The sequence below is a fragment of the Paraclostridium dentum genome (assembly GCF_048568265.1).
Lineage (GTDB): Bacteria > Bacillota > Clostridia > Peptostreptococcales > Peptostreptococcaceae > Paraclostridium > Paraclostridium dentum.
In genome coordinates this window covers 2,588,131-2,603,106 of record NZ_CP183813.1, presented here as the reverse complement: position 1 = coordinate 2,603,106, position 14,976 = coordinate 2,588,131, and the positions used below count along the sequence as shown (strand labels likewise).

Sequence of the window (14,976 nt, the reverse complement as noted above, 5' to 3'; positions counted from 1 at the left end):
AAAAAGCTTTAGATGTTTAAATCTAAAGCTTTTTTCATATACAAGGTTAAATGCTAAAATTTATATATAGTATTTAACCTTATATCGCATATTATAATATATATATTATACAATTTTGTCACTTGTTGAAATTTGTCTAAACTCTTGATAATATAAGCAATCTTAATTATAATAATAAAGATAGAATTTTATTAAAGGAGGTAAAAGTATGCAAACATCTTTAGATACGGAAATAAAAAGCAATAATGAACTTAAAATTAATAAAGATAAATTTGGAAATGAAAAATGGCTTTATGAAATATATAAAAGAATATTAGATATAATATCTTCTTTATTAGGTTTAATAATTGGATTACCGATTATGATGATTGTTGCTATTTTTATAAAGATAGAAGACAGAGGTCCTATATTTTATACTCAAGAACGATTAGGAAAAGATGAAAAAAAATTCTTAGTATATAAAATGAGATCTATGCGTATAGATGCAGAAAAGCATGGGGGAGCTCAATGGGCTCAAAAAGATGATCCTAGAATAACTAAAATAGGAAAATTTATAAGGAAGACTAGAATAGATGAAATACCACAACTTTTTAATATATTAAAAGGAGATATGAGTTTAATTGGACCTAGGCCAGAAAGACCAGAATTAACTTATGAATTTAATAAAGAAATTCCTGGATTTATAGATAGATTATGTATTAAACCTGGATTAACTGGATTAGCTCAAGTCAATGGAGGATACGATATAAGCCCAAAAGATAAGTTGAAGTGGGATTTAATCTATATAAAAAATAGAAGTATATTCTTAGATATAAATATTATATTAAAAACAGTAGGAGTAGTTTTTACTGGAGAAGGAGCTAGATAATATTTAAAGAATAAATTTAAAAGTTACTAGAAAGGAAATTTCTATGGAATATTTACTGATACTTTTTATCGTAACTGTGTGTGGATTTATGGACATATATATTGAAGATAAAAAGATAAGGAATTTAGTATACGTATTTTTATGTTTTTTATTAGTTATATTTGCAGGAACTCGATTTGAAACAGGGAGTGATTGGTCAGGATATACACATACGTTTAATCATGAGGTAGGAACCTTGAAACAACTATTAAATGGAGAAATTTCACTATCTGATTCAAGAATGGAATCCGGATATATAATAGTTAACTCTATAGTTAAAAGTTTAGGAGGTTCAATAAATGAAGTATTTCTTATTATGGCAGCTATAACTTTATCTATTATATTTAAAAGTTGTAAGAAATACACTCCATATTGTTTTATTGCAATTCTAATATATTTGAGATATGCTTATCCTCAAACTAATTTCATGTTTGTGAGACAAGGATTAAGCATAGCTGTGTTCTTATATTCTATAAAATTTATATACGAAAAAAACTTTTTAAAGTATTTTATTTGTATAACTATTTGTGTTCTTTTCCATAAGTCAACATTAGTATTATATCCTATTTATTTTATTGTAAATAGAGAATATAAAACTAATATATTAGTTATTCTTATGGTGCTATCTATAGTATTAGGATTTACAAGGTGGATAAATTTTATAACATTAATTACTCCTGAAGGAATAGATAAATCTATAAGTAGTTATTTATCAACTGGAATGTCAGCAGGGGTATCTCCGGCAATGATAGAGAAAATATTAGTAATATCAGTAGCTTTAGTTTTTAGAAAAAAGCTTAGCGAGAAGTTTGAATATTTTAATATATTTCTAAATTTATATGTAATTAGCTTTATGTCTTATTATTCTTTAATGGAGTCATATGTTTTACAGCAAAGAATGGTTATTATATTTAACATTTCAGGTGTTATACTAATAAGTTACTTTATTTATTTAGGTAAAAATAAATTAGTTAAATCTATAATATATTTAATTATTACAAGTATGGTTTCAATATTTTTTATCACTAGTATAAGTTTATTTGATAAAAACTCTGAATATTTACCGTATAAATCATATTTGCCAATTTATATAGAAAACATAAAAAATAAAATATGAGGGATTAAGGGGTAAAAGATGAATGAAATTAAAGTAAGTATAATAGTACCGGTGTATAACGTACAAAGGTATATAGTTAAATGTCTAGATAGCTTAGTAAATCAAACATTAAGCAATATAGAGATTATAGTTATAAATGATGGAAGCACAGATAATTCTATAGATATAATAAAAAAATATGAACAAAAATATCAAGATAAAATAATTGTTATTGATAAAAAAAATGAAGGTGTTGGAGAAGCAAGAAATTGTGGAATTAAAGTTGCTAGAGGTGAATATTTAGGGTTTGTTGATTCTGACGATTATGTAGAATTAAATATGTTTGAAAAACTTTACAATAAAGCAAATGAGAATAACTCTGATATAGCTATATGTCAATTCAAAAATGTAGATGAAGATTATAATTTTTTAGAAACTGAAACTATTCATTTGGATTCAAATATAAGTACTAAAACAGATTTAAATCAGTTAATCAAAATTAATCCAGCTCCATGGAATAAGATTTATAAAAAAGATTTATTTACAAAAAATGATATTTATTTTACTAAATTATGGTTTGAGGATTTAGAAGCAATAACAAAAGTTATTTTATCGAGTGATAGTATAACTTTTGTTGAGGAGAAACTATATTGTTATTTATATAGAAGAAGTACATCTTCAAGTAATATAATAAAAAAAGATAAATTATATGATATCTTCTCTATATTTGACTCTATAATATTATATCTTAAAGAGAAGGAATTATACACTTTATACCAAGAAGTAATTGAATATTATTTTATAAAACATATATGTTCATATTTAATTCAAATTAAGTCTCTTGATAATGTAGAATATGATGAAGTTTCCAGAATAGTTAAAAAATATTTAAATGAAAATTTCAAAAAATGGTCAAATAATAAATATTTAGACTATTTATGGATAGATAAAAATAGAACTGGTAAAATTGTTACTAAAATGCAAATAACTTTTTATAAGTTTGGAATGATAAAGCAATTTAAAACAATTTTTAATATTCTAAAAAGCTAATCGAGGTGTCTCATGAAAAAAATTTTATTTGTTATCCAAACTCTTGGTGGAGGCGGAGCTGAAAAAGTTTTAATAAATTTATTAGATAATATAAATTACAATAAGTACAAAGTTGATGTATTGGTTGTTAGTGATGAAGGGGTATACAAAAACAAGATTAATCCTAATGTAGAAAAAATTGCTATATTTAAGGGGACTGACAATATTAAAAATGGAATTCATAGGAATATATATAAAATATATAGAAGAATATATATGAAGCTAATTCAAAAAAAACCTAGCATAGCTAGAAAATTTATTAAAGACAAAGAATATGACATAGAAGTATCTTTTTTAGAAGGCTTAGGAGCTGTAATTGTAGCAGGTGGAAACTGCAATAAAAAAATTGGATGGATTCATACTGATTTAAGTAAATATGATAGTATAATATCTAAAGCAGAGTTAGAGAAATCATATGATAAAATGGATAAAATAATATTTGTATCTGAAGAGTCTAAAAAAGGATTTTTAAAAACTTTCGAGAAATTTAAGAACAGGGATGAATTATTAGAAGTAATATATAACCCGATTGATGAGGATGAAATAAAGCGAAAATCTAAAGAACATTTGGATTATGAAAAAGAAGATATTACACTGATAGCTGTAGGAAGACTAATAAAATCAAAAAGAATAGATAGATTAGTTAGAATACACAAGCTATTGCTAGATAATGGTATAAAAAATGAATTTGTAATACTAGGAGAAGGTCAGGAAAAGAAGCAATTAGAAAGTTTAATAAGAGAACTAAACGTATCAGATACTTTTAAACTTGTTGGATTTACAGACAATCCGTATAAATGGATAAATATGGCTGATATATATGTTATGAGTTCAGAATATGAAGGATTACCTCTAGTAATTGCAGAAGCTATGACACTCAACAAACCTATTGTGTCTACAAGTGTTACGGGACCTAATGAAATGTTACATTTTGGGAAATATGGTTTACTTGTTAAAAATGATGATGAAGATTTATACAATGGAATAAAAAAAATGATACTAGATGAAAAATTAAGAAATGAATATGCTGAAACACTTAAGTGTAAAAAAAGTGAATTTGATAAAAATGAAATAATAAGTAAAATAGAGTATATGTTAGATAATTTATAAAAGACTAAAAGTGTAGGCTTTGTACTGCACTTTTAGTCTTTTATAATAGATATTTAGGAGGAGAATATGAACAGCCAAAAGAGAAGTATGGTATCTATAGTAACCCCTGTATACAACGCAGAAAGATTTTTAGAAGAAACAATTTTAAGTGTGCTAAATCAAACTTATGAAAATTTCGAACTTATATTAGTAAATGACTGCTCAAAAGATAGTTCGATTAATATAATAGAAAAATTTATAAAAAAAGACACAAGAATTAAAATAATAAATTTAAAAGAAAATGGAGGAGCAGCCAGAGCTAGAAATATAGGTATACAGGCTGCAAATGGAAAATACTTAGCATTTTTAGATAGTGATGATTTATGGAAACGTGAGAAATTAGAAAAACAAGTTAATTTTATGGAGAAAAACAAAATAGTCTTTTCTTACTCTTCTTATGAAATGATAAATGAGGATGGAAAAAAGTTAGATAAAATAATAAAATGTAAAGATGTTATAACATATAAAGATCTTTTAAGGTATAATAAGATTGGGTGTTTAACCGTAATGATAGATATTTCAGTAATAAAAAATTTACAGATGGAATATATAAACCATGAAGATTACGCAACTTGGCTTAAAATTTTAAAACAAGGATATAATGCATATGGTATAGAGGAATCTTTAGCATTGTACAGAAAAAGAGATGATTCATTATCTGGCAATAAACTTAAAGCGGCTAAGTGGACATGGAATATAATAAGAAATGTAGAAAAGACACCTTTATTAAAATCTATTTTTTATTTTAATATATATACATTTATAAATATTAAAAAGCACATAATGAAATAATATGAAGGGAATTTAAAACATGAAATTTAGTCTTTTATTGCCAACATTAGGTACTAGAGAATCAGAAATAAAAAATTTATTTGAAAGTTTAGAAAATCAGACATATAAAAAATTTGAATTAATAGTAGTATCTCAAGGTAATCATAAATTTATAGAAGAAACCCTTAAGCAATATGATTTTGAGTATAAGCATATTACTATGGATGAAAAGGGAATTTCTAAAGCTAGAAATAAAGGCATACCTTATATATCAGGTAATGTAATGACTTTAGCTGATGATGATGGTTGGTATAAAAATAATGCATTTGAGACTGTAAAAGCATATATTGAAAAACATAATCCAGATATAGCTTGTTTTGAACATTATGATCCAATAAAAAAGGAGTTTTCTAAAGTTTATCCAGAAAAAGAAATATTAAACTTCTCTAAAAAAAGTGTTTTAAGACAATCATCATTAGATGTATATGTAAATATAGATAGAGTTCGAGACTATAAGATTGGATTTGACGAAAGATTTGGAGTTGGAGGAAAATACAATTCAGGAGAAGAGAACATTTATTTAATGGATTTATATAATTTAGGATATAAAAAAATGTGCTTTTTTCCAGTAGTAGTGGCATATCATCCTAATAAAGAAGGAAATTATTTAGATAGAAAATCATTTATAGCTAAAGGGCCTTTATTTAAAAGATTATTTGGATGCTTATTAGGATTTCCTATTTTTATGGCTTTTGGGATAAAGAAAAGTGTAAAAATAGAAAACTTTTGGAGTGTTTATATAAAAGCTATAAAAGAATTTATAAGATTCAAATAAAAAATAGTGATAATACTATATAGTATTATCACTATTTTTTATTTGAAAAAGCATAATTAAATAAAATGTTAAAAAATATGTTGTATATGATAAAATAACAATCTAGTACAAAACTATGAAACCTAGGGAATATTGACATATATAAAGATTATAGGTAAAATATTTATTTAATGTAGTATTTTATTAAAATAATAGTATATATAACATGAAGAATAGAATTAACTGTTTTAAGTAGGAGGAAAAGTATGCAGATAGCGATTGCAGGAACCGGGTATGTAGGCTTAGTAACGGGTGTATGTCTAGCAGAAGTAGGATGGAACATTACTTGCATAGATATAGATGAAGAAAAAGTAAAAAAGATGAAATCAGGTAAATCTCCGATATATGAAGCTGACTTAGAAGAATTAATGGAAAAAAACTATGAGCAAGGAAGAATTGACTATACTACTGACTATGAGAATGCTTACAAGAAGTGCGATGTAGTAATGATTGCGGTTGGAACTCCAGAGAGAAGTGATGGATCAGCAAATTTAGATTACGTAAAAAAAGTTGCGAAGCAAATATCTGAAAACCTAGAAAAAGATTGTGTAGTAGTCATAAAATCTACAGTACCTATTGGGACAAACGATGAGATTGAAAATTATATAAAAAAGAACTTAGTTAATGATGTAAAAGTTGAGGTGGTTTCAAATCCAGAATTTTTAGCCCAAGGAACGGCGGTAAAAGATACTTTAAATGCCTCAAGAATAGTTGTAGGAGCTGAAAGTGAATGGGCAAGATCTATAATGAATGAAATCTATAGTAAGTTTAATCAACCTATAGTTTTCACAAATAGAAAAAGTGCGGAAATGATAAAATATGCATCGAATGATTTTTTAGCGTTGAAGATATCTTTTATGAATGACATTGCAAACTTATGTGAAATTGTAGGAGCAAATATAGAAGATGTTGCACAAGGAATGAGTTATGACCCTAGGATAGGAGATAAGTTTTTAAAAGCTGGGATAGGATATGGAGGGTCTTGTTTCCCTAAGGATACAAAAGCCTTACACTGGTTGGCTAGTTACCATGACTATGAGTTAAAGACTATTAAAGCAGCTATAGAAGTCAATGAGTCTCAAAAAATAAAGCTTATAAAAAAAGCGAGAGATATAGTCGCTGATTTTGAAAATAAAAGAGTTGCAGTACTTGGTTTAACTTTTAAACCTGGAACAGATGATTTAAGAGAGGCTCCGTCAATCCCAAATATAAGGTATCTTCAAGAAAGAGGTGCTAATATAATTGCATATGATCCAGTTGGAATTAAAAATGCAAAAAATATATTTGGAGATTCAATTGAATATACAACATCCATAGATGATGCAATAGATGAAGCGGAAATCTGTTTTATAATGACTGAATGGAAAGAAGTTCAAGATTTTGATATAAATAAATATAAATTAAAGATGAAAACACCTATTATTTTTGATGGAAGAAATTGTTATGACATAAAAAAAATGATTAAAATGGGGATAGAATATTATTCTATAGGAAGATAAAATTTTTAGGACATTAATATGTTTAAATACTTGGAATCTAATAGGAGAAAAAAATGAAAGTATCTATAATAACACCTGTATATAACTCTGAAAAATTTATAAAAGACACGATATCATCAGTTCTGAATCAAACATATACAAATTGGGAGATGGTATTAGTGGATGATTGCTCTACAGATAATTCTAAACAAATAATAAATGAATATGTAGAGAAAGATAGTAGGTTCAAATACATTAAACTTAGTCAAAACTCAGGAGCCGCAGTTGCAAGAAATACAGCTATAAAAGCAGCTACGGGAAGATTTTTAGCTTTTTTAGACAGTGATGATGCCTGGGAACCCGAAAAGCTAGACTTACAAATAAAGTTTATGATAGAAAATAAAGTTGGATTTACTTTTACCTCTTATAAAATGGTTGATGAAGATGGGAAACCTACAGATAAAATTGTAAGTGTTCCTAGTACTATAAATTATGAAGAACTTTTGAAAAATACTATAATAGGATGCTTAACAGTAGTTATTGATAAAGATATAGTTGGTGATATACAAATGCCAAATTTAAGGGCAAGACAAGATTTCGTAACTTGGCTAAGTATATTAAAAAAAGGATATACTGCATATGGTATAAATATTCCTCTTGCGAGATATAGAGTTGTATCGAATTCAATATCTTCTAATAAATTAAAAATGATACGTAGAAACTGGAAAGTATATAGGGATATTGAAGAATTATCTTTAGTAAAGTCAGCTTATGTAACTTCGTATTATGTTTTAAATGCAGTAAAAAAGAGATTGTAATATATTCAAAGTATCAATATTAATTAAATTATACGTATTAAATTAAGAAATCTTTAGTCTTTGACTAAAGATTTTTTATTTAATACGTATAATTTAGCATAAGGGTCTTATTAATTATGTGATAAAATGGTACAATTAGTAAGAAAACCTATTTTATTGAAGGATGTTAATTTATAAGGGGGAAATTTAGTGAAAAAAAGAAATATTGCAATATCAGTATTAACGACTTCGGCGATATTGCTTATGTCACCTGCAGCATATGCAAATAACGTAGAAGAAAAAAAATTAGTAGGAGTAGATAGATATGAAACTGCTATAAAGGTTAGTCAAGATGGATGGAAGTCAGCTGAAAATGCTATTATAGTAAATAGTAGTGCTATAGTTGATGCTTTATCTGTTACACCTCTTGCAAATTTAAAAAATGCGCCTATATTATTGACTCAACAAGATTATTTAAACAAAGATACAAAAAGAGAATTGGAGAGATTAGGAGTAAAAAATGTTTATATAATAGGGACTGATGATGTTGTTTCAGATAGGGTAAATCAAGAAGTAAAATCTATGGGAATATCTACAGAAAGATTAGGTGGAGTAGATAGATATGAAACTGCATTAAAAATTGTGAAAAAAATGGACTCAATAAAAGATATTTCTCAAATCGCAATTGTAAATGGAATGAATGGACTTGCAGATGCAGTAAGTATAGCATCTGTAGCAGCTACGAACAACATGGCTATAGTGCCTATATCTCCTGAAAATGGGACTAAAGCTTTTGATGAATTTATACAATCAGAAAATATAAGCAAATCTTACATAATAGGAACTGATGATGTAGTTCCTACTAATATAGAAAAAAATGTACCTAACCCAGAAAGATTGGGTGGTATAGACAGAAATGAAACTAATGCAAAAGTAATATCTAAATTTTATCCACAACAGCAATTAAATAATGTATATGTAGCTAAAGATGGCATGAAAAAACAAGATGAGTTAGTTGATGCACTTTCTGTAGGAGTATTAGCTTCAAAACAGAATTCTCCAGTTGCTATTGTAGGGAATCAATTATCTGAAGCTCAATCTAAGCTATTTAAAGATAAAAGGACACCTGTTTTGACACAAGTGGGAAATGAAGGAAATGAAAATTCTTTTAATCAACTAAAAGAATTATTTTCAAAAAATACTAATAAAATTATGTACGTAACTAATGAAGAAACTGTAAATGTTAGAAGTGGGCCTTCTATAAACTTTGAAAAAGTAGGAGAAGTAAAAAAAGGACAAGCTATAGAAGTTATACAAATGCTTGATAATGGGTGGGCTAAAATTGTATTCAATGGAAAAGAAGCTTATATGAGTGGATCATACCTAAGCGATACGAAGCCTGATGATAATAATAATACAGTAAAAATAAAATATGTGACAGCTGAAGATGGATTGCGTGTAAGAAAAGGGCCAAGTACAGGTGATGAAATAATAGGTAAATTACCATATGGAAGCTCTGTTGAGGTTGTAGATATAACTAGTACGGGATGGGCAAAAATAAAATATAACAGTACATATGCATATGCATATGTAAGTAATAATTATTTAAGTGATACTCCGGTAGACACGGGTGATCAGAAGCCACTTCCAGATCCAAAACCAACACCAAATTATGTAGATTCACCCCAAGATAGTAGAATAACAGACTCAGCACAAGATGAATATCAGAATACAATAAAAGTTAACCCTGTATATAGTTCAGGATTAAAAAGTTTATCAATAGAAAAGCATTCAGACTTTGGAATAGATTACAGTGCATTTTATAATAATAGCTGGCAAAAAGGGTCTGATGGATCGGCAGTTGGAGATGGAGTAAGCAATATACAAGGGATACGAATTAATTTAAAAAATGCTCCAGAAAACTATCACGTATTTTACAGAGTAAAAGATGATAGAGGTTGGAAAGCTTGGGTGAAAGACAATAAAATTGCAGGTGAAATAGGAACAATTAATAGCATAAAAGAAATTCAAGTAAGAGTTATAGTATCTAGTGACACAGATTCTATGGTTAAGCCAACTATAGCTGTAGATATAGGTCATAATGTACCTAGACCTATGTTAAGAGGTGCTATAAATGGGGCTTATGATGAGGATTACTTAACTAAAGTTGTTGGAGAAAAAATAATATATAAATTAAGAAATTTAGGCTATAATGTCGTTGATACATTACCTAAAGGCAAGTTTACGCAAGCAGATGAACTGAAGCAAAGATCAACTGTAGCTAACCTAAATGAAGTAGATAAACTGATATCTATTCACTTTAACAGTTCTGATCAAACTAATAATGAAATGGGAAGTGAAGTTTTATATAGTAATACAAACGGACAATCAAAATTATTAGCTGAAAATATAGCTAATAAACTTTCTAATGAGTTTAATTTTAAAAATAGAGGAGCTAGATATAGAGATAATTTATACATTTTAACTAATACTAAAGCACCTTCAGTTATTGTTGAAGGAATGTTTATAACTAGTAAAGGCGATATGGATAAATTTATATCATATGGAAGTGAATCTTATGAAAAAATGGCACAATCAATAATTGAAGGTGCTTTAAAGTAATAAAAATTTATAGGGGGAAAAAGATTGAAAATAAAAAAGATAATAGGTATTTTAATATGTATATTGGTTCTAATATATTTAATATTTACTAGTATGCCTAAAAAAACAGCTTTGTTTTTTATACCTCACCAAGATGATGAAACTTTGACTTTTTCTCCTGCTATCCAGAGATATATAAAAGATGGATATGATGTACATGTTATACTGTCTACAGATGGTATATCGTCATCTATTCGTGAAAATTTGTTAAATGGAAGAGCTGTATGTAATATTCATAATGAAAGGCACGACTTTAAAATAAGCGAGACTGAATTTACGAGATTAAGAGATCAGGAGTATAAGCAGGCACTAACTTCGTTAGGAGTTAAACAAAATAATATTCATATTTCTAGGTTTGCAGTTAAGGATGGAACTTTAGATAAGGAGAGGGCTAAAGCCATTATATCTGATTATTTAGAGCAATATCCAAATTCAAAAGTATTTACTATATCAAATATGTCACAAAACGTTGAGGGAGGACATAATGATCATTATACTTTAGGGATAGCAGCGAAGGAACTTTATGATGAAGGTAAAATAAATAACCTTGATCTTTTTGTGGAGTTTTACGTACGTGAAAATTTTGAGAAAAAAAATAAAAATATAAAACTAGAAAATTACTATCCAACGAATAGTAACCAAATTAAAAGAAGCATGTATTCATACACCAATTTTGACCCTAAGCATCAACATTACGCAATAGGAGAGCATTCCGTAAGTCAGTTATTTAATGAAATAGAAAAAGATTTAGATAATGATGGATTTGTATCTTATTATTACAATATAAAAAAGTAAAATTTATGTTATAATTAATTTTGTTAATTTTATAAAATAGATTTTTCAGATAAGAAAAGGATAGATTAAGATGAAAAAGATTTGTTACTTAGCGGATGCATCGAGTACTCATACTAAAAAATTTTGTGACTATTTTTCAAAACATGGATATGAAATATATGTTATATCTTTAAATGAAGGTGAGCTTGATAGTGCGATTGTATATAGCTTAGATTACGAAGTTAAAAAGTTGAAGAATGAAAAAACTTTTAAAAAAATAGGATATTTAAAATCTATAAAAACAATAAAGAGCATAGTAAAGTCTATTAACCCTGATATTGTACATGCTCATTTTGCTAGTAGTTATGGGCTTTTAGGCAGTTTAATTAATTTTAAGCCATACATACTTTCTGTATGGGGAACAGATATTTATGAATTTCCTAGGCTAAACATTATAAATAAACATATATTAAAGTATAATTTAAAAAAAGCTGATATAGTTTTGTCTACAAGTAAGGCTATGGCAGAAGAAACATCACTGTATACTGACAAAAAAATACATATAACACCTTTTGGAGTTGACGTAAACTTTTTTAAACCACTTAAAAAGGAAATAAAAAAAGACTCAATTGTTATAGGAACTATAAAAACATTAGAGGATAAGTATGGTATAGATTACCTTATAAGAGCATTTAAATATGTAAAGGATTATTTCCCAGATAGAGAATTAAAGTTGATAATAGGTGGAGATGGAAGTAAAAAACAATACTTGAAAAATTTGAGTAAGGAATTAGAAATTGATAGATATGTTGAATTTATAGGGTATGTAGATCAAGCTGATATAGTAGATATTTTTAATAAATTTGATATAGCTGTATTTCCTTCATTAAAAGAAAGCTTTGGAGTAGCTGCTGTTGAAGCAGAAGCTTGCGGTATTCCTGTAATAGCAACTAATGTAGGAGGATTGCCAGAAGCAACTAAAGAAGGAGAGAGTTCTATATTAGTTAATAGCAAAAATGTAGAAGAACTTGGAGATGCGATTATAGAATTAATAAAAAATGAAAGAAAACGACAAGATATGGGGATTTCAGCTAGAGAATTTGTGTGTAAAGAACTAGACGTTAATGAGAATTTTAAAATAATAAAAAATCTATATAGCAAAGTATTATAAAAGTAGGGATTTGATTTTAATCAAATCCCTACTTTTATTTTGCAAAAATAGACAATTTGTGATATATTTTAAAGGAAAAAAATGAAAAAATAGGGAGAAATATGAAACTGATGAAAAAATACTTAATTTCTTTTTTGATTGGGTTAAGTTTATTTATGATAACAGGAGTTAATTCAAGTGCACAAACAGACGAGATGAGTGCAGCATGGGTATCAACTGTTTATAATTTAGACTGGCCAAGTAGTAATAGCAAAAACAATCCTCAAATGCAAAAACAAGAACTGATTAATATGTTAGATAAGTTAAAAGAAACAGGAATCAATACTATTGTTTTACAGGTAAGGCCTAAAGCAGATGCATTATATAAGTCATCTATAAATCCATGGTCTGATGTTCTTACTGGAACTGCAGGAAAAGACCCAGGGTATGATCCATTAAAATTTGCTGTTGAAGAAGCTCATAAAAGAAACATGGAGATACATGCATGGTTTAATCCATATAGAGTTACTACAAGTGGGACTGATTTTAATAAGTTAGCAGCAAATAGCCCTGCAAAATTACATCCAGAGTGGGTTATATCGTACAATAATAAATTATATTATGATCCAGGATTACCTGAAGTTAGAAAGCATATAGTTGACACTGTAAATGAAGTTGTAAGCAATTATGATGTAGATGGAATTCACTTTGATGATTATTTCTATCCAGATTCAAACTTTACAGATAACCAAACCTACAATAAGTATGGAAATGGTATGGAAAAAGGTGACTGGAGAAGATCAAATGTAAATAATTTATTAAAAGATGTAAAAACTTCTATAAAGTCAATTAAACCTAACGTTAAATTTGGAGTAAGTCCATCGGGGATATGGAGGAATAAATCAAGTGATCCAACAGGTTCGGATACAAGAGGTAGTGAAAGTTATTCTACTCAATATGCAGATACTAGATATTGGATAAAAAATAATCTAATTGATTACGTTACTCCACAATTATATTGGCCTATTGGATACTCAGTAGCAGATTATTCAAAATTAGTTAGCTGGTGGGCGAATGAAGTAAGCGGAAGTAATGTGAATTTATATATAGGACAAGGTATATATAAACAAGGAACTGGAGATTGGGTAGGTCAGGATATTGCAGGACAAATAATACAGCAGGTAAATTTAAATAGACAATATTCAAATATAAAAGGAAGTATGTATTTCTCTGCAAAAGATATTATATCCAATAAAAAACTTCAAGAAGACTTAAAAACTTTATATATAAAAGATAGTGAAAATAAAGAAATAAAAACTTTAGCAGGTGAAACTCGTTTTGAAACTGCTACAGCAATAAGTAAAGAGGGTTGGAAAGATGGAGCTAATAAGGTTATATTAGTTAATGGATATTCTATGATAGATGGCATAGCGGCTACACCATTAGCGTCATTATATGATTGTCCGATACTATTAACAAATAGAAATGATGTGCCAAAATCAACAATGGATGAAATCAAACGATTAAATCCAAGTGAAGTGGTATTGATAGGTACAGATGATGTAACTGGAGATAACTTAATAAATATATTAAAAGGAAATATATCAAATTTAAGTGTAAATAGAATAGGTGGAATTGATAGGTATGAAACAGCTTTATTAATAGCTAAAGAAATAGCAAAATATAAACCTATAGAGAATATATATTTGGCTAATGGATTTAAAGAAGCTGATGCACTTTCTGTAGCATCTCATGCAGGTGAAGAAGTTCAACCGATAATATTAACAGACACTTATAAAATGGAAGATGAAGTTTATAATTGGATAAAATCAAAAGGAATAAAAAATGCATATTTTATTGGTGATGAGGAAGTAGTAGGAGATAATATAATAGAAAAGGTAAATGGAATAACATCGAATGACGTAAAGGGAAATCGATTAGGTGGAATTGATAGACAGGAAACTAATGCAAAGGTAATTGAAAAATTCTATAATGAAAGTAGTTATAATGCTTTATTTGTATCTAAAAGTGATCCTCTTGTAGATGCACTTACTGCAGGACCATTAGCTGCCAAGTTGAAATCTCCAATAGTTATGGTAGGAAATGAGGTAAGTAATTATCAACAAAGAGTATTAAGTGAAAAAAGTACTAATCTAATATATAAGATTGCGGATGATATAAATGAGAACTCATTTAAAAGAGTTGTAGAATTATTAAACTAGAAAAAAGC

At 27.6% G+C, this 14,976-nt stretch carries 12 protein-coding genes; all 12 read left to right on the top strand.

Features of this window, described 5'->3' with window-relative positions; genetic code table 11:
• Window positions 1-208 precede the first annotated feature (208 nt).
• The 12 genes from ACN6I1_RS12100 to ACN6I1_RS12045 all read left to right on the top strand — a co-directional run bounded on the left by ACN6I1_RS12100 (window position 209) and on the right by ACN6I1_RS12045 (window position 14,968).
• Entirely contained in the window at window positions 209-868 is a 660-nt protein-coding gene (locus tag ACN6I1_RS12100; protein WP_419742076.1) for a sugar transferase, read from the top strand.
• A 43-nt stretch (window positions 869-911) separates the two neighbouring features.
• The gene (locus tag ACN6I1_RS12095) at window positions 912-2,024 is read left to right on the top strand and encodes an EpsG family protein (protein WP_419742075.1); all 1,113 of its coding nucleotides are present in this window, start codon (window positions 912-914) and stop codon (window positions 2,022-2,024) included.
• A gap of 18 nt (window positions 2,025-2,042) precedes the next feature.
• On the top strand, window positions 2,043-3,053 hold the full coding sequence (locus ACN6I1_RS12090) for a glycosyltransferase (protein WP_419742074.1): 1,011 nt from the start codon (window positions 2,043-2,045) through the stop codon (window positions 3,051-3,053).
• A 12-nt stretch (window positions 3,054-3,065) separates the two neighbouring features.
• Entirely contained in the window at window positions 3,066-4,202 is a 1,137-nt protein-coding gene (locus ACN6I1_RS12085; RefSeq protein WP_419742073.1) for a glycosyltransferase, read from the top strand.
• A 66-nt stretch (window positions 4,203-4,268) separates the two neighbouring features.
• A complete protein-coding gene (locus tag ACN6I1_RS12080; RefSeq protein WP_419742072.1) occupies window positions 4,269-5,033 on the top strand; it encodes a glycosyltransferase family 2 protein in 765 nt (254 codons plus the stop codon).
• A 19-nt stretch (window positions 5,034-5,052) separates the two neighbouring features.
• Window positions 5,053-5,847 carry a glycosyltransferase family A protein gene (locus tag ACN6I1_RS12075; RefSeq protein WP_419742071.1) on the top strand — a complete coding sequence of 265 codons (795 nt, stop codon included), beginning with the start codon at window positions 5,053-5,055 and terminating at the stop codon, window positions 5,845-5,847.
• Window positions 5,848-6,092: 245 nt separating this feature from the next.
• Entirely contained in the window at window positions 6,093-7,385 is a 1,293-nt protein-coding gene (locus ACN6I1_RS12070; protein ID WP_394867468.1) for a UDP-glucose dehydrogenase family protein, read from the top strand.
• A gap of 53 nt (window positions 7,386-7,438) precedes the next feature.
• Window positions 7,439-8,182 (top strand): glycosyltransferase family 2 protein, encoded by a 744-nt coding sequence (locus ACN6I1_RS12065; protein WP_419742070.1) that lies wholly within the window; start codon window positions 7,439-7,441, stop codon window positions 8,180-8,182.
• A 189-nt stretch (window positions 8,183-8,371) separates the two neighbouring features.
• On the top strand, window positions 8,372-10,783 hold the full coding sequence (locus ACN6I1_RS12060) for a cell wall-binding repeat-containing protein (protein ID WP_419742069.1): 2,412 nt from the start codon (window positions 8,372-8,374) through the stop codon (window positions 10,781-10,783).
• A 24-nt stretch (window positions 10,784-10,807) separates the two neighbouring features.
• Complete coding sequence (locus ACN6I1_RS12055; protein WP_419742068.1) at window positions 10,808-11,617, top strand: PIG-L family deacetylase; 810 nt, start codon at window positions 10,808-10,810, stop codon at window positions 11,615-11,617.
• Window positions 11,618-11,687: 70 nt separating this feature from the next.
• On the top strand, window positions 11,688-12,767 hold the full coding sequence (locus tag ACN6I1_RS12050; protein ID WP_419742067.1) for a glycosyltransferase family 4 protein: 1,080 nt from the start codon (window positions 11,688-11,690) through the stop codon (window positions 12,765-12,767).
• A 101-nt stretch (window positions 12,768-12,868) separates the two neighbouring features.
• The gene (locus tag ACN6I1_RS12045; RefSeq protein WP_419742066.1) at window positions 12,869-14,968 is read left to right on the top strand and encodes a family 10 glycosylhydrolase; all 2,100 of its coding nucleotides are present in this window, start codon (window positions 12,869-12,871) and stop codon (window positions 14,966-14,968) included.
• Window positions 14,969-14,976: the final 8 nt, after the last annotated feature.

What these genes read in the sequence shown, in the direction of transcription:
- ACN6I1_RS12100 (WP_419742076.1), top strand. Translation starts at nt 209, where the DNA reads ATGCAAACATCTTTAGATACGGAAATAAAAAGCAATAATGAACTTAAA.
- ACN6I1_RS12095 (WP_419742075.1), top strand. Translation starts at nt 912, where the DNA reads ATGGAATATTTACTGATACTTTTTATCGTAACTGTGTGTGGATTTATG.
- ACN6I1_RS12090 (WP_419742074.1), top strand. Translation starts at nt 2,043, where the DNA reads ATGAATGAAATTAAAGTAAGTATAATAGTACCGGTGTATAACGTACAA.
- ACN6I1_RS12085 (WP_419742073.1), top strand. Translation starts at nt 3,066, where the DNA reads ATGAAAAAAATTTTATTTGTTATCCAAACTCTTGGTGGAGGCGGAGCT.
- ACN6I1_RS12080 (WP_419742072.1), top strand. Translation starts at nt 4,269, where the DNA reads ATGAACAGCCAAAAGAGAAGTATGGTATCTATAGTAACCCCTGTATAC.
- ACN6I1_RS12075 (WP_419742071.1), top strand. Translation starts at nt 5,053, where the DNA reads ATGAAATTTAGTCTTTTATTGCCAACATTAGGTACTAGAGAATCAGAA.
- ACN6I1_RS12070 (WP_394867468.1), top strand. Translation starts at nt 6,093, where the DNA reads ATGCAGATAGCGATTGCAGGAACCGGGTATGTAGGCTTAGTAACGGGT.
- ACN6I1_RS12065 (WP_419742070.1), top strand. Translation starts at nt 7,439, where the DNA reads ATGAAAGTATCTATAATAACACCTGTATATAACTCTGAAAAATTTATA.
- ACN6I1_RS12050 (WP_419742067.1), top strand. Translation starts at nt 11,688, where the DNA reads ATGAAAAAGATTTGTTACTTAGCGGATGCATCGAGTACTCATACTAAA.
- ACN6I1_RS12045 (WP_419742066.1), top strand. Translation starts at nt 12,869, where the DNA reads ATGAAACTGATGAAAAAATACTTAATTTCTTTTTTGATTGGGTTAAGT.